Below are 13,742 nucleotides of genomic sequence, written 5' to 3' on the forward strand. Positions count from 1 at the left end.
TGAGGGTTTCCTGCATAGCGTTCACTGAGAGGGGGTATGCGTTGGCGGTGCGCACCGCACATGCGCTTTCCGATTGCGCGCAGACAGGTGAAGACGACCCTGGCTGGGACGTTTCCGTTTCGCGCGGGTTCGGCGAGGGGAAGGCCGACCTGCGCGCATGGACGGCGCTCGCGTGGGAAGCGTCGGACGCGCTTCTGTTCGTGGGCGCGGCGGGCATCGCCGTGCGGGCGATCGCGCCGCATGTCGCCTCGAAGGCAAACGATCCCGCGGTTGTGGCGATCGACGAGGCGGGGCGCTTTGCCGTCCCGCTTTTGTCGGGGCATTTGGGCGGTGCGAACGAGCTTGCGCAAACTGTGGCACGCGCGGCAGGGGCCATCCCCGTCATCACCACGGCGACCGACGTCCGCGGCGTGTGGGCGGTGGATACGTGGGCGCGCTGTGCGGGGCTCGCCGTTTCGAATCCCGAGGCCATCAAGCGAGTGTCGGCGCGGTTGCTTTCGGGCGGGCGCGTGGCGCTCTATTCCGACATGCCGATTTCGGGACAGCCGCCTGAGGGGGTTGACATTGCGTCCGACCGCGCTCGGGCCGATATCGTCGTGTCGCCGTTCGCTGGCGCGAATGCAGGTGCGTCCGTTCGTGCGGCGGAGACAACGGGCGAGGTCGTGCCCGCCGGTGAGACGGGGAAGCCGGCGGGCGTGCGGGCGCAGGCGCCTGCGCCCGAGCCGCTTCGCCTTGTCGTGCCCTGCATCGTTGCGGGCATAGGATGCCGTCGCGGTGCGTGCGCCGAAGCGATCGAGGAGGCGTTTCTTCTCGCGTGCGGGCAGGTGGGTATCTCGCCTTCGGCCGTGCGCGAGGCGGCGACGATCGACGTGAAGGCGCACGAGGAGGGTCTGCTCGCCTTCTGCTGCGCGCGCAATATCCCGCTTGCGACGTATTCCGCAGAGGAGTTGTCGCAGGTCGAAGGCAGCGTTTCGCCATCTGATTTCGTGCGCGCGACGGTGGGGGTCGACAACGTGTGCGAGCGGGCAGCGCTCGCGGAGGGGGGCAAACTTATCTTCCCGAAGCTCGCTCACGGCGGCGTGACCGTCGCGTTTTCCAAGGTAACTATTAAACTTTCGTTTAAGGAACGGTGATGGGAAAGCTCTTCGTGGTGGGAATCGGCCCGGGCGGCCCCGACGGCATGACGATTGCGGCTCGGCGTGCGCTCGAGGCGTCCGACGTCGTTGTGGGTTACACGAAATACGTGGAGCTCGCGCTCGCCGCCGTGCCCGACGCGGCGCATCTCGCGACGCCGATGATGCACGAGGTCGAACGGTGCCGCCTTGCGCTTTCGCGCGCGCAGAGTGGAGAAGCCGTGGCGCTCGTGTGCAGCGGCGACGCGGGCGTGTACGGCATGGCGAGCCCCGTGCTGGAGCTTGCGGAGGACTACCCCGATGTAGACGTGGAAGTTATCGCCGGGGCCACCGCGGCTCAGAGCGGGTCGGCGGTGCTCGGCGCCCCGCTTGCCCACGACTTCGCGGTCGTGTCGCTCTCCGACCTGCTCACGCCATGGGAGGTCATCGAGCGCAGGCTCGCCGCCGTGGCGAGCGCCGACTTCTGCATCTGTTTGTACAACCCGCGCAGCAGAAAGCGCGCCGACAGGCTCTCACGCGCGGCGAAGATTATGCTCGAATGGAAGGCCCCCGACACGCTCTGCGGCTGGGTGCGCAACATCGGGCGCGAGGGGCAGCAGTCGGGCATGTGCAGGCTCTCCGAGCTGGGGGAGATCGACGCCGATATGTTCACCACCGTGTTCGTCGGCAACGCGGACACGAAGCTCGTAGGCGGCCGTATGGTCACGCCGCGCGGGTATCGGGAGATTCCATGCGAAAGGTAACGATCATCGGGGCGGGGCCCGGAAACCCCGACTTGCTCTCGCGCGCGGCGCTCGACGCGATCGACATCGCCGACGTGGTCATCGGCGCTCATCGCGCGCTTGCCGGCATCGACGTGCCGCCCGACGTGGTGAGATGCGAGCTCGTGAAGACGGCGGACATCGTCGCCGCGCTCACCGATGCGGCGTCGTGGCAGCGCGCCGTGGTCGTGATGACGGGCGATGTGGGGCTGTTCAGCGGCGCGCGCCGCCTGGTGGAGGCGCTCTCCGGCGACGCGCAGGTGGACGTGCGCGTCATTCCCGGCATAAGCTCAGTGTCGTATCTCGCCGCGCGCCTCGCGCGTCCATGGCAGGATTGGCGCTTCGCGAGCGCTCACGGCGTGGCGTGCGACATCGTGGCCGAGGCCGAGCGCGCAGGTGAGCTCTTCCTCGTCACGTCGGGCGGGGAAGATCCCTCGCGGCTTTCGGGCGAGCTTGTGCAGGCGGGCTTCGGGGACGCGTGCGTGACGGTGGCCGAGCGCCTGTCGTACCCCGACGAGCGCATCACCTGCGCGACCGCAAGTGAAATCACAGGTCAGACGTTCGACGACTTGAACGTGATGCTTATCGATTTCGCAGGCGGCGCCGGGTCGCCTGCGGGCTCTAGCGCAGCCTCCGAGGTGCCGGCCGGCGTGTCTGCGCCCGCGGCGGCTTCTTCCGCGGCGGACTCTGCGGGCGCATCCCGCGCCGCGAGTTCCCGCTGGCCGTACGCTTCCTCGGGCATTCCCGACGAGCTCTTCATCCGCGGCGACGTTCCCATGACCAAGCAGGAGGTGCGCGCCGTCGCGCTCGCGAAGCTGCGCCTTACCGCGACCGACACCGTGTGGGACGTCGGCGCCGGCACGGGGAGCGTGTCGATCGAGGCGGCGCTCGTCGCGCGAGCGGGGTCGGTATGGGCGGTCGAGCGCAACGCGGCCGGCGTGCGGCTCATCCGAGAGAACGCGGATGCATTCGGGTGCGGCAACGTGCATGCGGTCCCCGGCGTCGCCCCCGAAGCGCTCGCGATACTGCCCGTCCCCGACGCCGTGTTCGTCGGCGGGAGCGCGGGCGAGCTTCCCTCCATCGTGGAGGTGGCGCTCGAGAAGAACTCGCAGGTTCGCCTGTGCGTGCCATGCGTCACCGTTGAGACGCTCACCGAGGCGTGCGCGCTCCTCTCGGGTTCGCGCTTTAAGGGGTTCGAGGCTTGCCAGGTGTCGGCCGCCCGCGCCGAGGCTGTAGGCTCGCACCATCTTATGAAGGCGCAAAACCCCGTGTTCCTCGTCAGCGCGCGTGGTGCAGGTGGGGAAGGCGGCGCCCGGTGAGCACGACCATCCCGCGCTTCATGGTCGCTGCGCCCTCGAGCGGGAGCGGCAAGACGGTCGTTACGTGCGCGCTCCTGCGCGCGCTCGCGCGCCGCGGCCTTGCATGCGCGGCCTTCAAATGCGGCCCCGACTACATTGATCCGCTCTTTCATCGTCGCGTCGTGGGCGCGCGCTCGGGCAACTTAGACGGCTTCTTCACCGACGCCCCGACGCTGCGCGCCCTGCTCGCACGCGGCGCCGCGGGCGCGGATGTCGCGGTGCTCGAGGGGGTCATGGGCTTCTACGACGGCATGGCGCCCGGCGTGGCCGATGCGAGCAGCTACCAGGTTGCGTGCGACACGGAAACGCCGGTCGTTTTAGTGGTGAACGGGCGCGGGGCGTCTTTATCGCTCGCCGCCGTAATCCGCGGCATCGCCGAGTTCCTGCCTTGTGCGAACGTGCGCGGCGTCGTGCTGAACAAGACGAGCGCCGCTGCCTGCGCCTACGCGAAGCCTGCGATCGAGAAGCACACGGGTGTCGCGGTTTTGGGGAATATCCCCGCCGACGATGCGTTCTCGCTCGAAAGCCGGCATTTGGGGCTTGTGACCGCCGACGAGGTCGAGCAGCTCTCCGCGCGCATCGACAAGATGGCCGAGCTGGTGGAAAAGAGCGTCGACGTCGACCGCTTGCTCGAAATAGCGGCGACGGCATCCGATATCCGCGAGGAACCTTACCGGTTGGAGCCGATCGCGGGAGCGCGGCCCATCGTCGCCGTCGCACGTGACGAGGCGTTCTCGTTCTACTACGAGGAGAACCTGCGCGCGCTCGAGGACCTGGGTTGCGAGCTGGCCTTTTTCAGCCCCCTGTGTGATAGCGAGTTGCCCCGGGGGACAAGCGCCCTCTATCTGGGAGGCGGCTACCCGGAGCTCCATGCGCGGCAGCTCTCCGAGAACGCGCCGATGCGCGAGGCGGTGCGGCGTGCGGTGGAATCCGGCATGCCGACGGTTGCCGAATGCGGTGGGTTTCTGTACCTGCAGCGCGAAATCTCCGATAGCGAGGGGCGGCGCTGGCCTGTTGCGGGCGCCCTTGAGGGCGCAAGCGAGAACGGGGGAAGGCTGTCCCATTTCGGGTACGTGGAGCTCACTTCCCAACGCTACGGGCTCTACGGGCCGCGCGGCACACGCATCCGCGCGCACGAGTTCCACTACTGGCAGTCCACCTGCCCGGGCGGCGACTTCTGGGCGCAGAAGCCCCGGCGCGACAAGGGCTGGCCGTGCATGACGACCACCCCGGCCCTGGTTGCGGGCTTCCCGCATGTGTACTATCCTGCGAACCCCGACGTTGCGCGCGCGTTCGCGTCTGCCACAGCGTCGTTCGCAGAGAGGAGACGGCATGGCTGAAGCAACCGAAACCGCGCTTGCCTACATCCGCGAGGAAGTCGAGCGCGCGTTCTCGTCGGCGCCGGGCGCCGTGCTCGAAGCCGCGCTCTCCCGGATCGCGCCCGCAGATGAGTGTGCCCGCGCCGCCGCGTACGCCGCGTGGGATTCCATCGCGCATCCTTTGGGGGGATTGGGCGACTTTGAAGACGCCGTCGCGCGTATCGCCGCAGCTCAGGGGAGCGCCGAGGTGGCCGAGTTTCCCCGTGCGCTCGCGGTATTCTTCTCCGACAACGGGGTCGTTGCCGAGGGCGTGTCGCAAAGCGGGCAAGACGTGACGCGAGCCGTCGCGCGCAACATGTGCGAGGGGGCCACGAGCGCCTGCCGCATGGCGGCGTTCGCGGGTGCCGAGGTCGTGCCCGTCGACGTGGGTATGGCCCGGGGCATAGAAGACGCTCGCATGGTGCGCGCGAACGTGCGGCGGGGGAGCGGCAACATCGCGCACGGCTCCGCCATGTCTCGCGATGGGGCCGTGCGCGCAATCGAGGTCGGAATCGCCGTCGCGTGCGGGCTTGCCCGCGCCGGCGTGCGCCTTCTCGCCGCGGGCGAGATGGGCATCGGCAACACGACCACCTCGGCGGCGGTGGCCGCAGTGCTCATCCGAGCGGACGCGCGGAGCCTCGTCGGGCGCGGCGCGGGGCTCTCGGACACCTCGCTCGCGCGCAAGCGCGACGTGGTCGAGCGCGCTATCGACGCGAACTCGCCCGATCCCGCCGACCCGATCGACGTGCTCTCGAAGGTGGGCGGCTTCGACATCGCGGCGATGTGTGGCTTCTACCTGGGGGCCGCGGCCTCGAAGGCGCCGGCGCTCCTCGACGGGGTCATATCCTGCACGGCGGCCCTGTGCGCGGTGCGCCTGTGCCCCAACGCCTTGGGCTACCTCGTGGGCACCCACGCATCTAGCGAACCCGCAAGCCAGGAGCTCCTTCGCGAGCTCGGCATAAAGGCACCCCTCGACGCAGGCATGCACTTGGGCGAGGGCGCGGGCGCCATGGCGTATCTGCCCCTTCTGGATTCGGCGCTGCGCGTGTACCGGGATGGGAAGACGTTCACGGCGACTGGCATGGCTGCTTACGAGCATTTCGAGGCCGGGAAATGACGGTGACGTTCGTTATCGGCGCCGCCGCGAGCGGCAAGAGCGCCTATGCCGAGTCCCTGTGCCTCGGGCACGACGGCCCCCGCGTGTACCTGGCAACGATGGAGCCCTTCGGGGAAGAGGGCACCCGCCGTATCGCGCGCCATCGGGCGATGCGCGAGGGCAAGGGGTTTTCCACCCTCGAGCGCACGCGTGACGTGGGCGCCGCAGTGCCCGGGCTTCCGCGCGGCTGCACGCTTCTTTTGGAGGACGTGGGCAACCTGGTTGCGAACGAGCTCTTCGCGGAAGGCGGCTTGTCCCCACGTGACCCCGACGCTGTGGCGCGCGAGGTGCTCGGAGGCATCGAACGACTCACTCAGGCCGCTGCGTATACGGTGGTGGTCTCCGTCGACGTGTTCGCCGATGGGATGCGCTACGATGAGGGGACCGAGGGATGGAGGCGCGCGCTCGCGCGCGTGAACGCGGGCGTGGCGGCGCTGGCCGACCGCGCAGTCGAAGTGGTATGCGGGATTCCCGTGTGGATGAAAGGCGAAGGACCTACAAGGTGAAGATAGCAGAGGCAATCGGCGCGGCGTTCGGAACGTTCTCGCGCATCCCCGTCCCGAAATCGGCCTGGACCGATTTCGGATCAACCCATGCGCTTGCCGCGTTTCCCCTGGTGGGCGTTGCGGAAGGCTTCCTTATGACGGCGTGGGGGCACATGGCGAACCTGCTCGGCGCGCCCGCGACCATCGTCGCGGCCGTGCTCGTGGCGTTGCCTGTGGCGGTGACGGGAGGCATCCACCTAGACGGGCTCTGCGACACCTCCGATGCGCTTGCAAGTTGGGCCCCGCGCGAGCGAAAGCTCGAGATCATGCACGACCCGCGGGCGGGCGCCTTCGGGGTCATTGGTGTTGTCGTGTACCTTATTCTGCAGTTTTCCCTGTTCACCGCGCTGCCGCTTACGGCGGGGTCGTTCCTCGCACTTCTGTGCTCGCTCGTGTTCTCCCGCGCGCTTTCGGGGCTCGCCGTAGAATGCTGGCCTGCCGCGCGGGCGGACGGCATGGCCGTGGGGCTCTCGCCTGCGAAGAAGCGCGCGGCGATCGTCGTGCCGCTTTGCGCTTTCGCTGCGGCTTCGGCTGCAGGGATGGTCGCGTGCGCTCAGGCCGTCGGCGCCCTTATGGCGGTGGCGGGGCTTTTGGCGCTCGCGTGGTACCGCCATGTTGCCCTGTCCCGCTTCGGCGGGGTGACGGGTGATTTGGCCGGATGGTTTCTGCAATGGGCCGAGCTCGCGATGCTTGCCATGCTGGTGGCGGGGGGCATGCTCCTATGATTCTCGTGGTAGGTGGCGCGCATTCGGGGAAGAGGACCTTCGTGCGCGAAAGGCTCGGGTTCGCGGCGGACGATTTCGTCGACGCGGCGCAGCTTGCGGAGGGCGGCGTGCCCGCGGCTTTTGCCGGCCGTGTCGCGTACCGTGCTGAGGAACTCGTACGCGCGCTCGACGCTGACCGGGCGCTCGAGCGGCTGATCGGCTTCGACGCAGTGATTCTGCCCTTGGTCGGCTCGGGGGTCGTCCCCATGCGTGCGGAAGACGCCCAATGGCGCGAGCGCGCGGGGCGCCTGGGATGCGCGCTCGCTGCGCGCGCCGACGTCGTCGTGCGCATGACGTGCGGGATTCCCCAGGTCATCAAAGGAAACCTTGCCGATGCGCCTCGAGGGACGCAGGGCGCGGGCGCGCCTTTGGAAGTCGTCTTCGTGCGCCATGGTGCCACGGCGGGCACGGAAGACCATCGCTACAGCGGGGCGGGCACCGACGAGCCCCTGTCGAGTGCGGGCGAGCGCGCTTTGCGCGACCTCGCGTGCGATCGTGACGTGTTCCGTGTTATCACGAGCGGCATGGCCCGCACCGACCAGACGGCTCGCATCCTCTTCCCGAACGCGGAGCTTATGGCGTGCCCCGGTCTGCGCGAGATGGATTTCGGTGACTTCGAGGGGCGAAGCGCCGCCGAGCTTAAAGAGGATGTGCGCTACCACGCCTGGGTAGACTCCTGGTGCGAGACGCGCTGCCCGCATGGCGAGGGCAAGAGCGATTTCACCCGCCGCGTCGTCGCGGCGTTTCGGGAGGCGTGCGAATCGGAGCGCGCCCAGGGGAGTAGGCGCGCCGTCTTCGTCGTTCACGCGGGTACCGTGAAAGCGCTACTCTCCGAGCTAGCTGTCCCGAAAATGGGATATTTCGACGTGCATACCGAGCCGGGCGGCGCATGGGCCGCCACCTGGGATGGGCGCTGCCTTCGCGACGTTCGCCCCGCTTCGGGGGGCGATGCCCGGTGATGACGATTCTTGCCGTCGCCGCCGGGTTCGCGGCCGACCTTGCCTTCGGCGACCCGCGCTGGCTTCCCCATCCCGTCGTCGCCATGGGGCGCGCGATCACGTGGGCCGAAGGCCGCCTTCGAGGCGCATTCCCGCAAACGTCCGCGGGCACGCGTGCCGCAGGGCTTGTGCTCGCCGTGGCGCTTCCGCTTGCGTGTGGGCTTTTGACCTGGGGTATCCTACATCTTTGCGGCATGGTTCACTCCGGCTTGCGCTTCGTGGCCGAGGCATGGGCGAGCTATCAGGTTCTCGCGACATGCGAGCTGCGCCGCCAGAGCCTGGCCGTGGCCCACGCGTTCTCGAAGGGCGGCCTTGTCGCGGCGCGCGAAGCCGTCGGGCTCATCGTGGGACGCGACACGTCTGTTCTCGACGAGCAGGGCGTCGCGCGCGCCGCCGTGGAAACGGTGGCGGAGAACGCGAGCGACGGCGTCATCGCGCCACTTTTCTACCTTATGATCGGGGGTGCGCCCTTGGGCATGGCGTACAAGGCGGTGAACACGCTCGACAGCATGGTGGGCTACAAAAACGAGCGCTACATCGACTTCGGTCGCGCCTCGGCGCGCCTCGACGATGCGGTGAACTGGATTCCCTCGCGCTTATCGGCCCTGTTCATGATCGCCGTGTGCCCGATCGTCGGGCTCGACGCGCGCGGGGCGGCGCGCATCTGGCGCCGCGACAGGCGTCGCCATGCGAGCCCCAACTCGGCGCAGACCGAGTCAGCGTGTGCGGGCGCGCTCGGGCTGCGCCTGGCAGGACCCGCGGTGTATTTCGGCAAGCTCGTTGAGAAACCGACGATAGGCGACGCGTCCCGCGAAATCGAGTGGGGCGACATCGCCCGGGCGACAAGGCTCATGCTCGCCGCGTCCGTATGCGCGCTCGTCGTCTTCGGCGCCGCGCGCGCGGCGGTCGTGCTCGCCTTGGGGGCGATGGCATGAGGGAAGACCACGCCGCGCTCCGGGCTGCCGGGGGAATCCTGCGCGCCCGTACGCATGGGGGCAGCGCGCAATCGCTCGGCATCGGTTGCGAAGGGGGCGCCTCCGATCTCATCGACTTCTCGGTGAACGTGAATCCGGCAGGCCCCTCGCCGCGCGCCGTCGCCGCAGCTTGCAAGTCGCTTTCTCGAATCGACGCCTACCCCGATAGGGAAAGCCTCGCCCTCGTTCGCGCCCTAGCGCGCGCCCAGGGCATTCCCGAAGATACTATCGTCTGCGGCGCGGGCGCGTCCGACATCATCTGGCGGCTCGCTGCGGCGGTGCGCCCGAAACGCATCGTCGTGTGCGCGCCGACGTTCTCTGAATATGCGGAGGCGGCATCGTACTACGGTGCATGCGTGCAGGAGTTCCCGCTCTCCGAAGCGGACGACTTCGACGTGCCCGCCTCCTTCGCCCGCGCGATCGAGGGGCCGGGAGACGTGGCGTACCTCTGCAATCCGAACAACCCGACGGGGCGCCTCGTCGACCCCAGCGTGATCGATGCCGCGGCTTGCCGCTGCGAGCAGGTGGGCGCGCTGCTCGTCGTGGACGAGTGCTTCCTCGGATTTGCGCCCGACGCCCGCGAAAGGAGCGTGGCCGCACGCGCCGCGTGTTCGCACCATGTGGCCGTGCTCTCCGCGTTCACCAAGCTCTACGGAATGGCAGGGTTGCGGTTGGGGTATCTGATCAGCGGAAACGCCCAACTCCTCGAGGGGATTCGCCGGGCGGGACAGGCGTGGCCCGTCTCCTCGGTCGCCGAGGCCGCAGGCATCGCCGCCCTGGAAGACGTCGAATACGTCTCGCGCACGCGCGATGTACTGGCGGGCGAGCGAGCGTGGCTTTCCCACGAGCTCTCCTCGCTCGGGCTTTCCGTCGTGCCGTCGGATGCGAACTTCCTTTTAGTCCGCATGCCGGCGAAAGACATCCCCGAGCGCCTGTATAAACAGGGGGTTTTGGTCCGCACGTGCGACTCGTTTTCGGTACTGTCCCGTTTCTGGTGCCGCGTCGCGGTGCGCACGCGCAAGGAGAACGCCCGGCTTGCGATGGCGTTCAGCCGCGCGCTTCGGGCGGAAGGCGCATCGGGCGAAGGCGAACCCGACGAACGGGGCGGCGCTTCTTGCAGCGACGCTATGGCGGGCGCGGATGGCCGAGGCTCGGCGAAGGAGGTCGATACCCGTGGGTAGGGCGAAGCCCATCATGATCCAGGGCACCATGTCGAACGCGGGGAAGAGCCTGCTTGCGGCGGGGCTGTGCCGTGTGCTTTCGCAGGACGGCCTGCGCGTGGCTCCCTTCAAGAGCCAGAACATGGCGCTCAACAGCGGTGTCACGGCCGATGGGCTCGAGATGGGGCGCGCCCAGATCATGCAGGCCGAGGCGTGCGGCATCGCGCCCGACGTGCGCATGAACCCCATCCTGCTCAAGCCCGAAAGCGACCACCGAAGCCAGCTCATCATGGCCGGCAAGGCGCAGGGAGCCTTCGCTGCGAGGGACTACTTCGCGCGAAAGAAGGCGTTCATGCCGCAGATTTTGGAGGCGTTCGATTCGCTCGCGGAGGAAAACGACGTCATCGTCATCGAGGGCGCCGGCAGCCCCGTCGAAATCAACCTTGCCGAAAACGACATCGTCAACATGGGGCTCGCGCGCGCCGTGTCCTCCCCCGTGCTGCTCGCGGGCGACATCGACCCAGGCGGGGTGTTTGCCCAGCTCTACGGCACGGTCGCGCTCTTTGCGCCCGAGGATCGCGCTCTTTTGCGGGGGCTTGTGGTGAACAAGTTCCGCGGCGATGTGGAAATCCTGCGCCCGGGTTTGGCCCCGCTCGAGAAGATGTGCGGGGTTCCCGTCGTGGGGGTCGTGCCGTATCTTACGCTCGACCTGGACGACGAGGACTCGCTCGCGCCGCGCCTATCTGCCCGCGAGGCGCGCGGCGTCATCGACGTCGCCGTCGTGCGCCTTCCACATCTGTCGAACTTCACCGACTTCGACCCGCTTTCGCGCGTGCCCGGCGTGGGCGTGCGCTACGTTTCCTCGACGACCGATCTGGGCCGACCCGACCTGGTGGTGCTCCCCGGCTCGAAGACCACGCTCGACGACGCGCGCTGGCTTGCGGCTAGCGGCATCGGAGCCTGTGTACGCGCGCTTTCGGGTGCGGGCACGCCGGTGCTCGGCATATGCGGAGGCTACCAGCTTTTGGGTGACGAGCTTTCCGACCCGCACGGCAGGGAAGGCGCTGGCACCGCGCGCGGGCTCGGGCTCATCCCTGCAAGTACGGTGTTCAGGGAGGAAAAGCGCCTCGCCCAGTCGGAGCTGCGCATCACAGGCGCCCAAGGCGCGTTCTCGGTGTGGAACGGCATGACGGCTCGCGGGTACGAGATCCACGACGGCGAAACGATCGTCTCCTGCGCCCCTGCGGGCACGATTGGCGGCAAACCAGACGGCGCGGCCTGCGGAAACGTGTTTGGAACCTATCTCCACGGCCTGTTCGACGAACCGGGGGTGGCGCTCGCCCTCGCGCGCTCGCTCGCGCGCATGCGTGGCCTGCCCGAGAGCGTCGTGGGTGCTGTGGGCGCGGCGTCCGCGGCCGATCACCGTGCGCGCGAGTTCGACCGCCTGGCCGACTCCGTGCGCGTGGCGCTCGACATGGAGTATGTCTACCGCATTATCGAGGAGGGCGTATGATCCACGTGTATCATGGCGACGGCAAAGGCAAGACCACGGCGGCGATGGGCCTCGCCCTTCGCATGCTCGCCGCAGGCCGCCGCGTCGTCGTCGTGCAGTTCCTGAAAGACGGCGAAAGCGGGGAGGTGCGCCTGCTCGCCGAGCATTTCGGCGTGCCCGTGTTCGCGGGGAAGGCGTCGGACAAGTTTACCTGGTCCATGACGTCGGAAGAACTTGCCGCGACGCGCGAGCTGCACGATGGGAACCTCGCTTCCGCGCTCGCCGAGCTCGAGGGCGCGCAGGAGGGACTGCTCGTGCTCGACGAGGCGCTCGACGCGCTTTCGAAGGGGCTTGTCGACGAGGCGCTCGTGGACCGCGCGCTCGATATGTCCGCGCGCGGCGTCGAAGTAGCGCTCACCGGGCGCGCGCCTTCCCGCAAGATCGTGGAGAAGGCCGACTACATAACCGAGATGCGGTGCGAGAAACACCCCTACGCTCAGGGGATAGGTGCAAGGGAAGGAGTGGAGTACTAGATGGATTCCAAGGAGATGGCGCCCGGCGACATCGAGCGGCGCAGCTTCGAGATCATCACCGAAGAGCTCGGCGGCCGCACGTTCCCGCCGCTTGAAGAGCCCGTCGTGAAGCGCGTCATTCACACCACTGCCGACTTCTCGTACGCCGATTCCCTCGTATTCACCCATGACGCCGCGCACTGTGCTCTCGACGCACTGCGCGCAGGGGCCACGGTGCTCACCGACACGAACATGGCGCTCGCAGGCATAAGCAAGCCCGCGCTCGCAAAGCTCGGCTGCAAGGCCGTGTGCTACATGGCCGACCCTAATGTCGCCGCGGCTGCGCGCGCCGCGGGCACGACTCGCGCCGTTGCGAGCATGGACAAAGCTTGCGGCATCGAGGGTCCGCTCATCGTGACCGTCGGTAACGCCCCCACGGCACTTCTGCGCCTCGCCGAGCTCATGGACGCGGGGAAGATCGCGCCCGCGCTCGTCGTTGGGGTGCCGGTCGGGTTTGTGAACGTGGTCGAGGCGAAAGAGGAGCTACTCGCGCGACGCGTGCCGGCCATCGTCGCGAGGGGTCGCAAGGGCGGTTCGACCGTGGCGGCCGCCATTATGAACGCGCTGCTCTACCAGATCACGCGCCCAGGCGGCCCGAAGTGACGGCGCCCGCATCCGCGCCGGCGCTGCGCATCTTCGCCGGCACCACCGAGGGCCGCCTTCTGTGCGAATGGGCGAGCGGGGCGGGCATCCCCGCCCGTGCCTACGCGGCAACCGAGTACGGAGGCGAGCTTTTGGGCCAGCTTCCGGGCATCGAGGTGCATGCGGGCAGGCTCGACGAGGCCGACATGGAGCGCGAGCTTTCCGGCGCGTGCATCGTCGTCGATGCCACGCATCCCTTCGCCACGCTCGCAAGCGGCAACATCCGGGCCGCTTCGCTCGCCGTGGGTGCACGATGCCTGCGCCTTGCGCGCCCGGCCGAGGCGCTGCCCAAAGGCGTCGTGCCGGTCGCGTCGATCGCCTGCGCGGCGCGCTTTCTCTCCGAGAACCCGGGTCGCGCGCTTCTCACGACGGGGAGCAAGGAGCTTGCTCCCTACACGCGCGTCGCCGATTTCGCGGAGCGCTTCTTCGTGCGTGTGCTCCCGCTGCCCGGTGCTATAACGAAGTGCATCGACGCGGGGTTTTCGCCGTCGCACGTCATCGGCATGCAGGGGCCCTTCACCCGCGAGCTCAACGAGGCGATGCTTCGGCAGGTGGGCGCCCAGTGGCTTGTGACCAAGGACTCGGGAACCGTAGGCGGCACGGCTGAGAAGCTCGCCGCAGCGCGCGACGCTGGAGCGCGCTGCATCGTGGTCACCCGTCCCGCCGAGGGAGGCGGGGCCCTTTCGCTTCGGGAAGTGGAAGACGCACTTTTACGCGAGTTCGCGCGCTAGGCGCTCGCCGCGCCTGCGCGCCCTCCCACCCGCGAGGAGGAGCGCCCCGAGCAAGCTCGACCCGTATAAGCCCGTCATCCGCCAAAAGCTCGAGCACG

14 protein-coding genes are annotated in these 13,742 nt (G+C 68.5%); all 14 read left to right on the forward strand.

What is annotated here, in order from left to right:
* The first annotated feature begins 47 nt into the window (after positions 1–47).
* Genes LCQ44_RS08020 through cobK form a run of 14 tightly spaced genes read left to right on the forward strand, consistent with a single transcriptional unit; the run spans position 48 to position 13,644 of the window.
* A complete protein-coding gene (locus tag LCQ44_RS08020; protein WP_225094248.1) occupies positions 48–1,133 on the forward strand; it encodes a cobalt-precorrin 5A hydrolase in 1,086 nt (361 codons plus the stop codon).
* Positions 1,133–1,876 carry a precorrin-3B C(17)-methyltransferase gene (cobJ, locus tag LCQ44_RS08025; RefSeq protein ID WP_055310656.1) on the forward strand — a complete coding sequence of 248 codons (744 nt, stop codon included), beginning with the start codon at positions 1,133–1,135 and terminating at the stop codon, positions 1,874–1,876. The genes LCQ44_RS08020 and cobJ overlap by 1 nt, the downstream gene beginning before the upstream one ends.
* Positions 1,864–3,213 carry a precorrin-6y C5,15-methyltransferase (decarboxylating) subunit CbiE gene (gene cbiE, locus LCQ44_RS08030; protein WP_225093542.1) on the forward strand — a complete coding sequence of 450 codons (1,350 nt, stop codon included), beginning with the start codon at positions 1,864–1,866 and terminating at the stop codon, positions 3,211–3,213. The genes cobJ and cbiE overlap by 13 nt, the downstream gene beginning before the upstream one ends.
* The gene (locus LCQ44_RS08035; protein ID WP_225093543.1) at positions 3,210–4,592 is read left to right on the forward strand and encodes a cobyrinic acid a,c-diamide synthase CobB; all 1,383 of its coding nucleotides are present in this window, start codon (positions 3,210–3,212) and stop codon (positions 4,590–4,592) included. The genes cbiE and LCQ44_RS08035 overlap by 4 nt, the downstream gene beginning before the upstream one ends.
* Complete coding sequence (gene cobT, locus LCQ44_RS08040) at positions 4,585–5,727, forward strand: nicotinate-nucleotide--dimethylbenzimidazole phosphoribosyltransferase (RefSeq protein WP_225093544.1); 1,143 nt, start codon at positions 4,585–4,587, stop codon at positions 5,725–5,727. Before LCQ44_RS08035 ends, cobT begins: the two co-directional genes overlap by 8 nt.
* Complete coding sequence (locus LCQ44_RS08045; protein WP_225093545.1) at positions 5,724–6,272, forward strand: bifunctional adenosylcobinamide kinase/adenosylcobinamide-phosphate guanylyltransferase; 549 nt, start codon at positions 5,724–5,726, stop codon at positions 6,270–6,272. Before cobT ends, LCQ44_RS08045 begins: the two co-directional genes overlap by 4 nt.
* Entirely contained in the window at positions 6,227–7,036 is an 810-nt protein-coding gene (locus LCQ44_RS08050; RefSeq protein ID WP_225093546.1) for an adenosylcobinamide-GDP ribazoletransferase, read from the forward strand. Before LCQ44_RS08045 ends, LCQ44_RS08050 begins: the two co-directional genes overlap by 46 nt.
* Positions 6,970–8,034: a histidine phosphatase family protein gene (locus LCQ44_RS08055; RefSeq protein ID WP_225093547.1), complete on the forward strand. Its 1,065-nt coding sequence runs from the start codon at positions 6,970–6,972 to the stop codon at positions 8,032–8,034. The genes LCQ44_RS08050 and LCQ44_RS08055 overlap by 67 nt, the downstream gene beginning before the upstream one ends.
* Positions 8,034–9,008, forward strand: coding sequence for an adenosylcobinamide-phosphate synthase CbiB (cbiB, locus tag LCQ44_RS08060; RefSeq protein WP_161161406.1), 975 nt, complete (start codon positions 8,034–8,036; stop codon positions 9,006–9,008). Before LCQ44_RS08055 ends, cbiB begins: the two co-directional genes overlap by 1 nt.
* Entirely contained in the window at positions 9,005–10,228 is a 1,224-nt protein-coding gene (locus tag LCQ44_RS08065) for a pyridoxal phosphate-dependent aminotransferase (RefSeq protein ID WP_225093548.1), read from the forward strand. Before cbiB ends, LCQ44_RS08065 begins: the two co-directional genes overlap by 4 nt.
* Positions 10,221–11,720 (forward strand): cobyric acid synthase, encoded by a 1,500-nt coding sequence (locus LCQ44_RS08070; RefSeq protein WP_225093549.1) that lies wholly within the window; start codon positions 10,221–10,223, stop codon positions 11,718–11,720. The genes LCQ44_RS08065 and LCQ44_RS08070 overlap by 8 nt, the downstream gene beginning before the upstream one ends.
* Positions 11,717–12,232, forward strand: a complete 516-nt coding sequence (locus tag LCQ44_RS08075; RefSeq protein ID WP_161145595.1) for a cob(I)yrinic acid a,c-diamide adenosyltransferase — start codon at positions 11,717–11,719, stop codon at positions 12,230–12,232. Before LCQ44_RS08070 ends, LCQ44_RS08075 begins: the two co-directional genes overlap by 4 nt.
* Positions 12,233–12,874 carry a precorrin-8X methylmutase gene (locus tag LCQ44_RS08080; RefSeq protein ID WP_161145596.1) on the forward strand — a complete coding sequence of 214 codons (642 nt, stop codon included), beginning with the start codon at positions 12,233–12,235 and terminating at the stop codon, positions 12,872–12,874. It abuts the gene before it with no gap.
* Positions 12,871–13,644 carry a precorrin-6A reductase gene (gene cobK, locus LCQ44_RS08085; protein WP_161144927.1) on the forward strand — a complete coding sequence of 258 codons (774 nt, stop codon included), beginning with the start codon at positions 12,871–12,873 and terminating at the stop codon, positions 13,642–13,644. The genes LCQ44_RS08080 and cobK overlap by 4 nt, the downstream gene beginning before the upstream one ends.
* The last annotated feature ends 98 nt before the right edge of the window (positions 13,645–13,742 follow it).

This window comes from Collinsella aerofaciens (assembly GCF_020181355.1).
Taxonomy (GTDB): domain Bacteria; phylum Actinomycetota; class Coriobacteriia; order Coriobacteriales; family Coriobacteriaceae; genus Collinsella.

Bases quoted from the DNA above. Each gene is read 5' to 3' on its own strand.
- cobJ (WP_055310656.1), top strand. From the start codon at position 1,133: ATGGGAAAGCTCTTCGTGGTGGGAATCGGCCCGGGCGGCCCCGACGGC.
- cbiE (WP_225093542.1), top strand. From the start codon at position 1,864: ATGCGAAAGGTAACGATCATCGGGGCGGGGCCCGGAAACCCCGACTTG.
- cobT (WP_225093544.1), top strand. From the start codon at position 4,585: ATGGCTGAAGCAACCGAAACCGCGCTTGCCTACATCCGCGAGGAAGTC.
- LCQ44_RS08045 (WP_225093545.1), top strand. From the start codon at position 5,724: ATGACGGTGACGTTCGTTATCGGCGCCGCCGCGAGCGGCAAGAGCGCC.
- LCQ44_RS08050 (WP_225093546.1), top strand. From the start codon at position 6,227: ATGCGGGATTCCCGTGTGGATGAAAGGCGAAGGACCTACAAGGTGAAG.
- LCQ44_RS08055 (WP_225093547.1), top strand. From the start codon at position 6,970: ATGGTTTCTGCAATGGGCCGAGCTCGCGATGCTTGCCATGCTGGTGGC.
- cbiB (WP_161161406.1), top strand. From the start codon at position 8,034: ATGACGATTCTTGCCGTCGCCGCCGGGTTCGCGGCCGACCTTGCCTTC.
- LCQ44_RS08065 (WP_225093548.1), top strand. From the start codon at position 9,005: ATGAGGGAAGACCACGCCGCGCTCCGGGCTGCCGGGGGAATCCTGCGC.
- LCQ44_RS08075 (WP_161145595.1), top strand. From the start codon at position 11,717: ATGATCCACGTGTATCATGGCGACGGCAAAGGCAAGACCACGGCGGCG.
- LCQ44_RS08080 (WP_161145596.1), top strand. From the start codon at position 12,233: ATGGATTCCAAGGAGATGGCGCCCGGCGACATCGAGCGGCGCAGCTTC.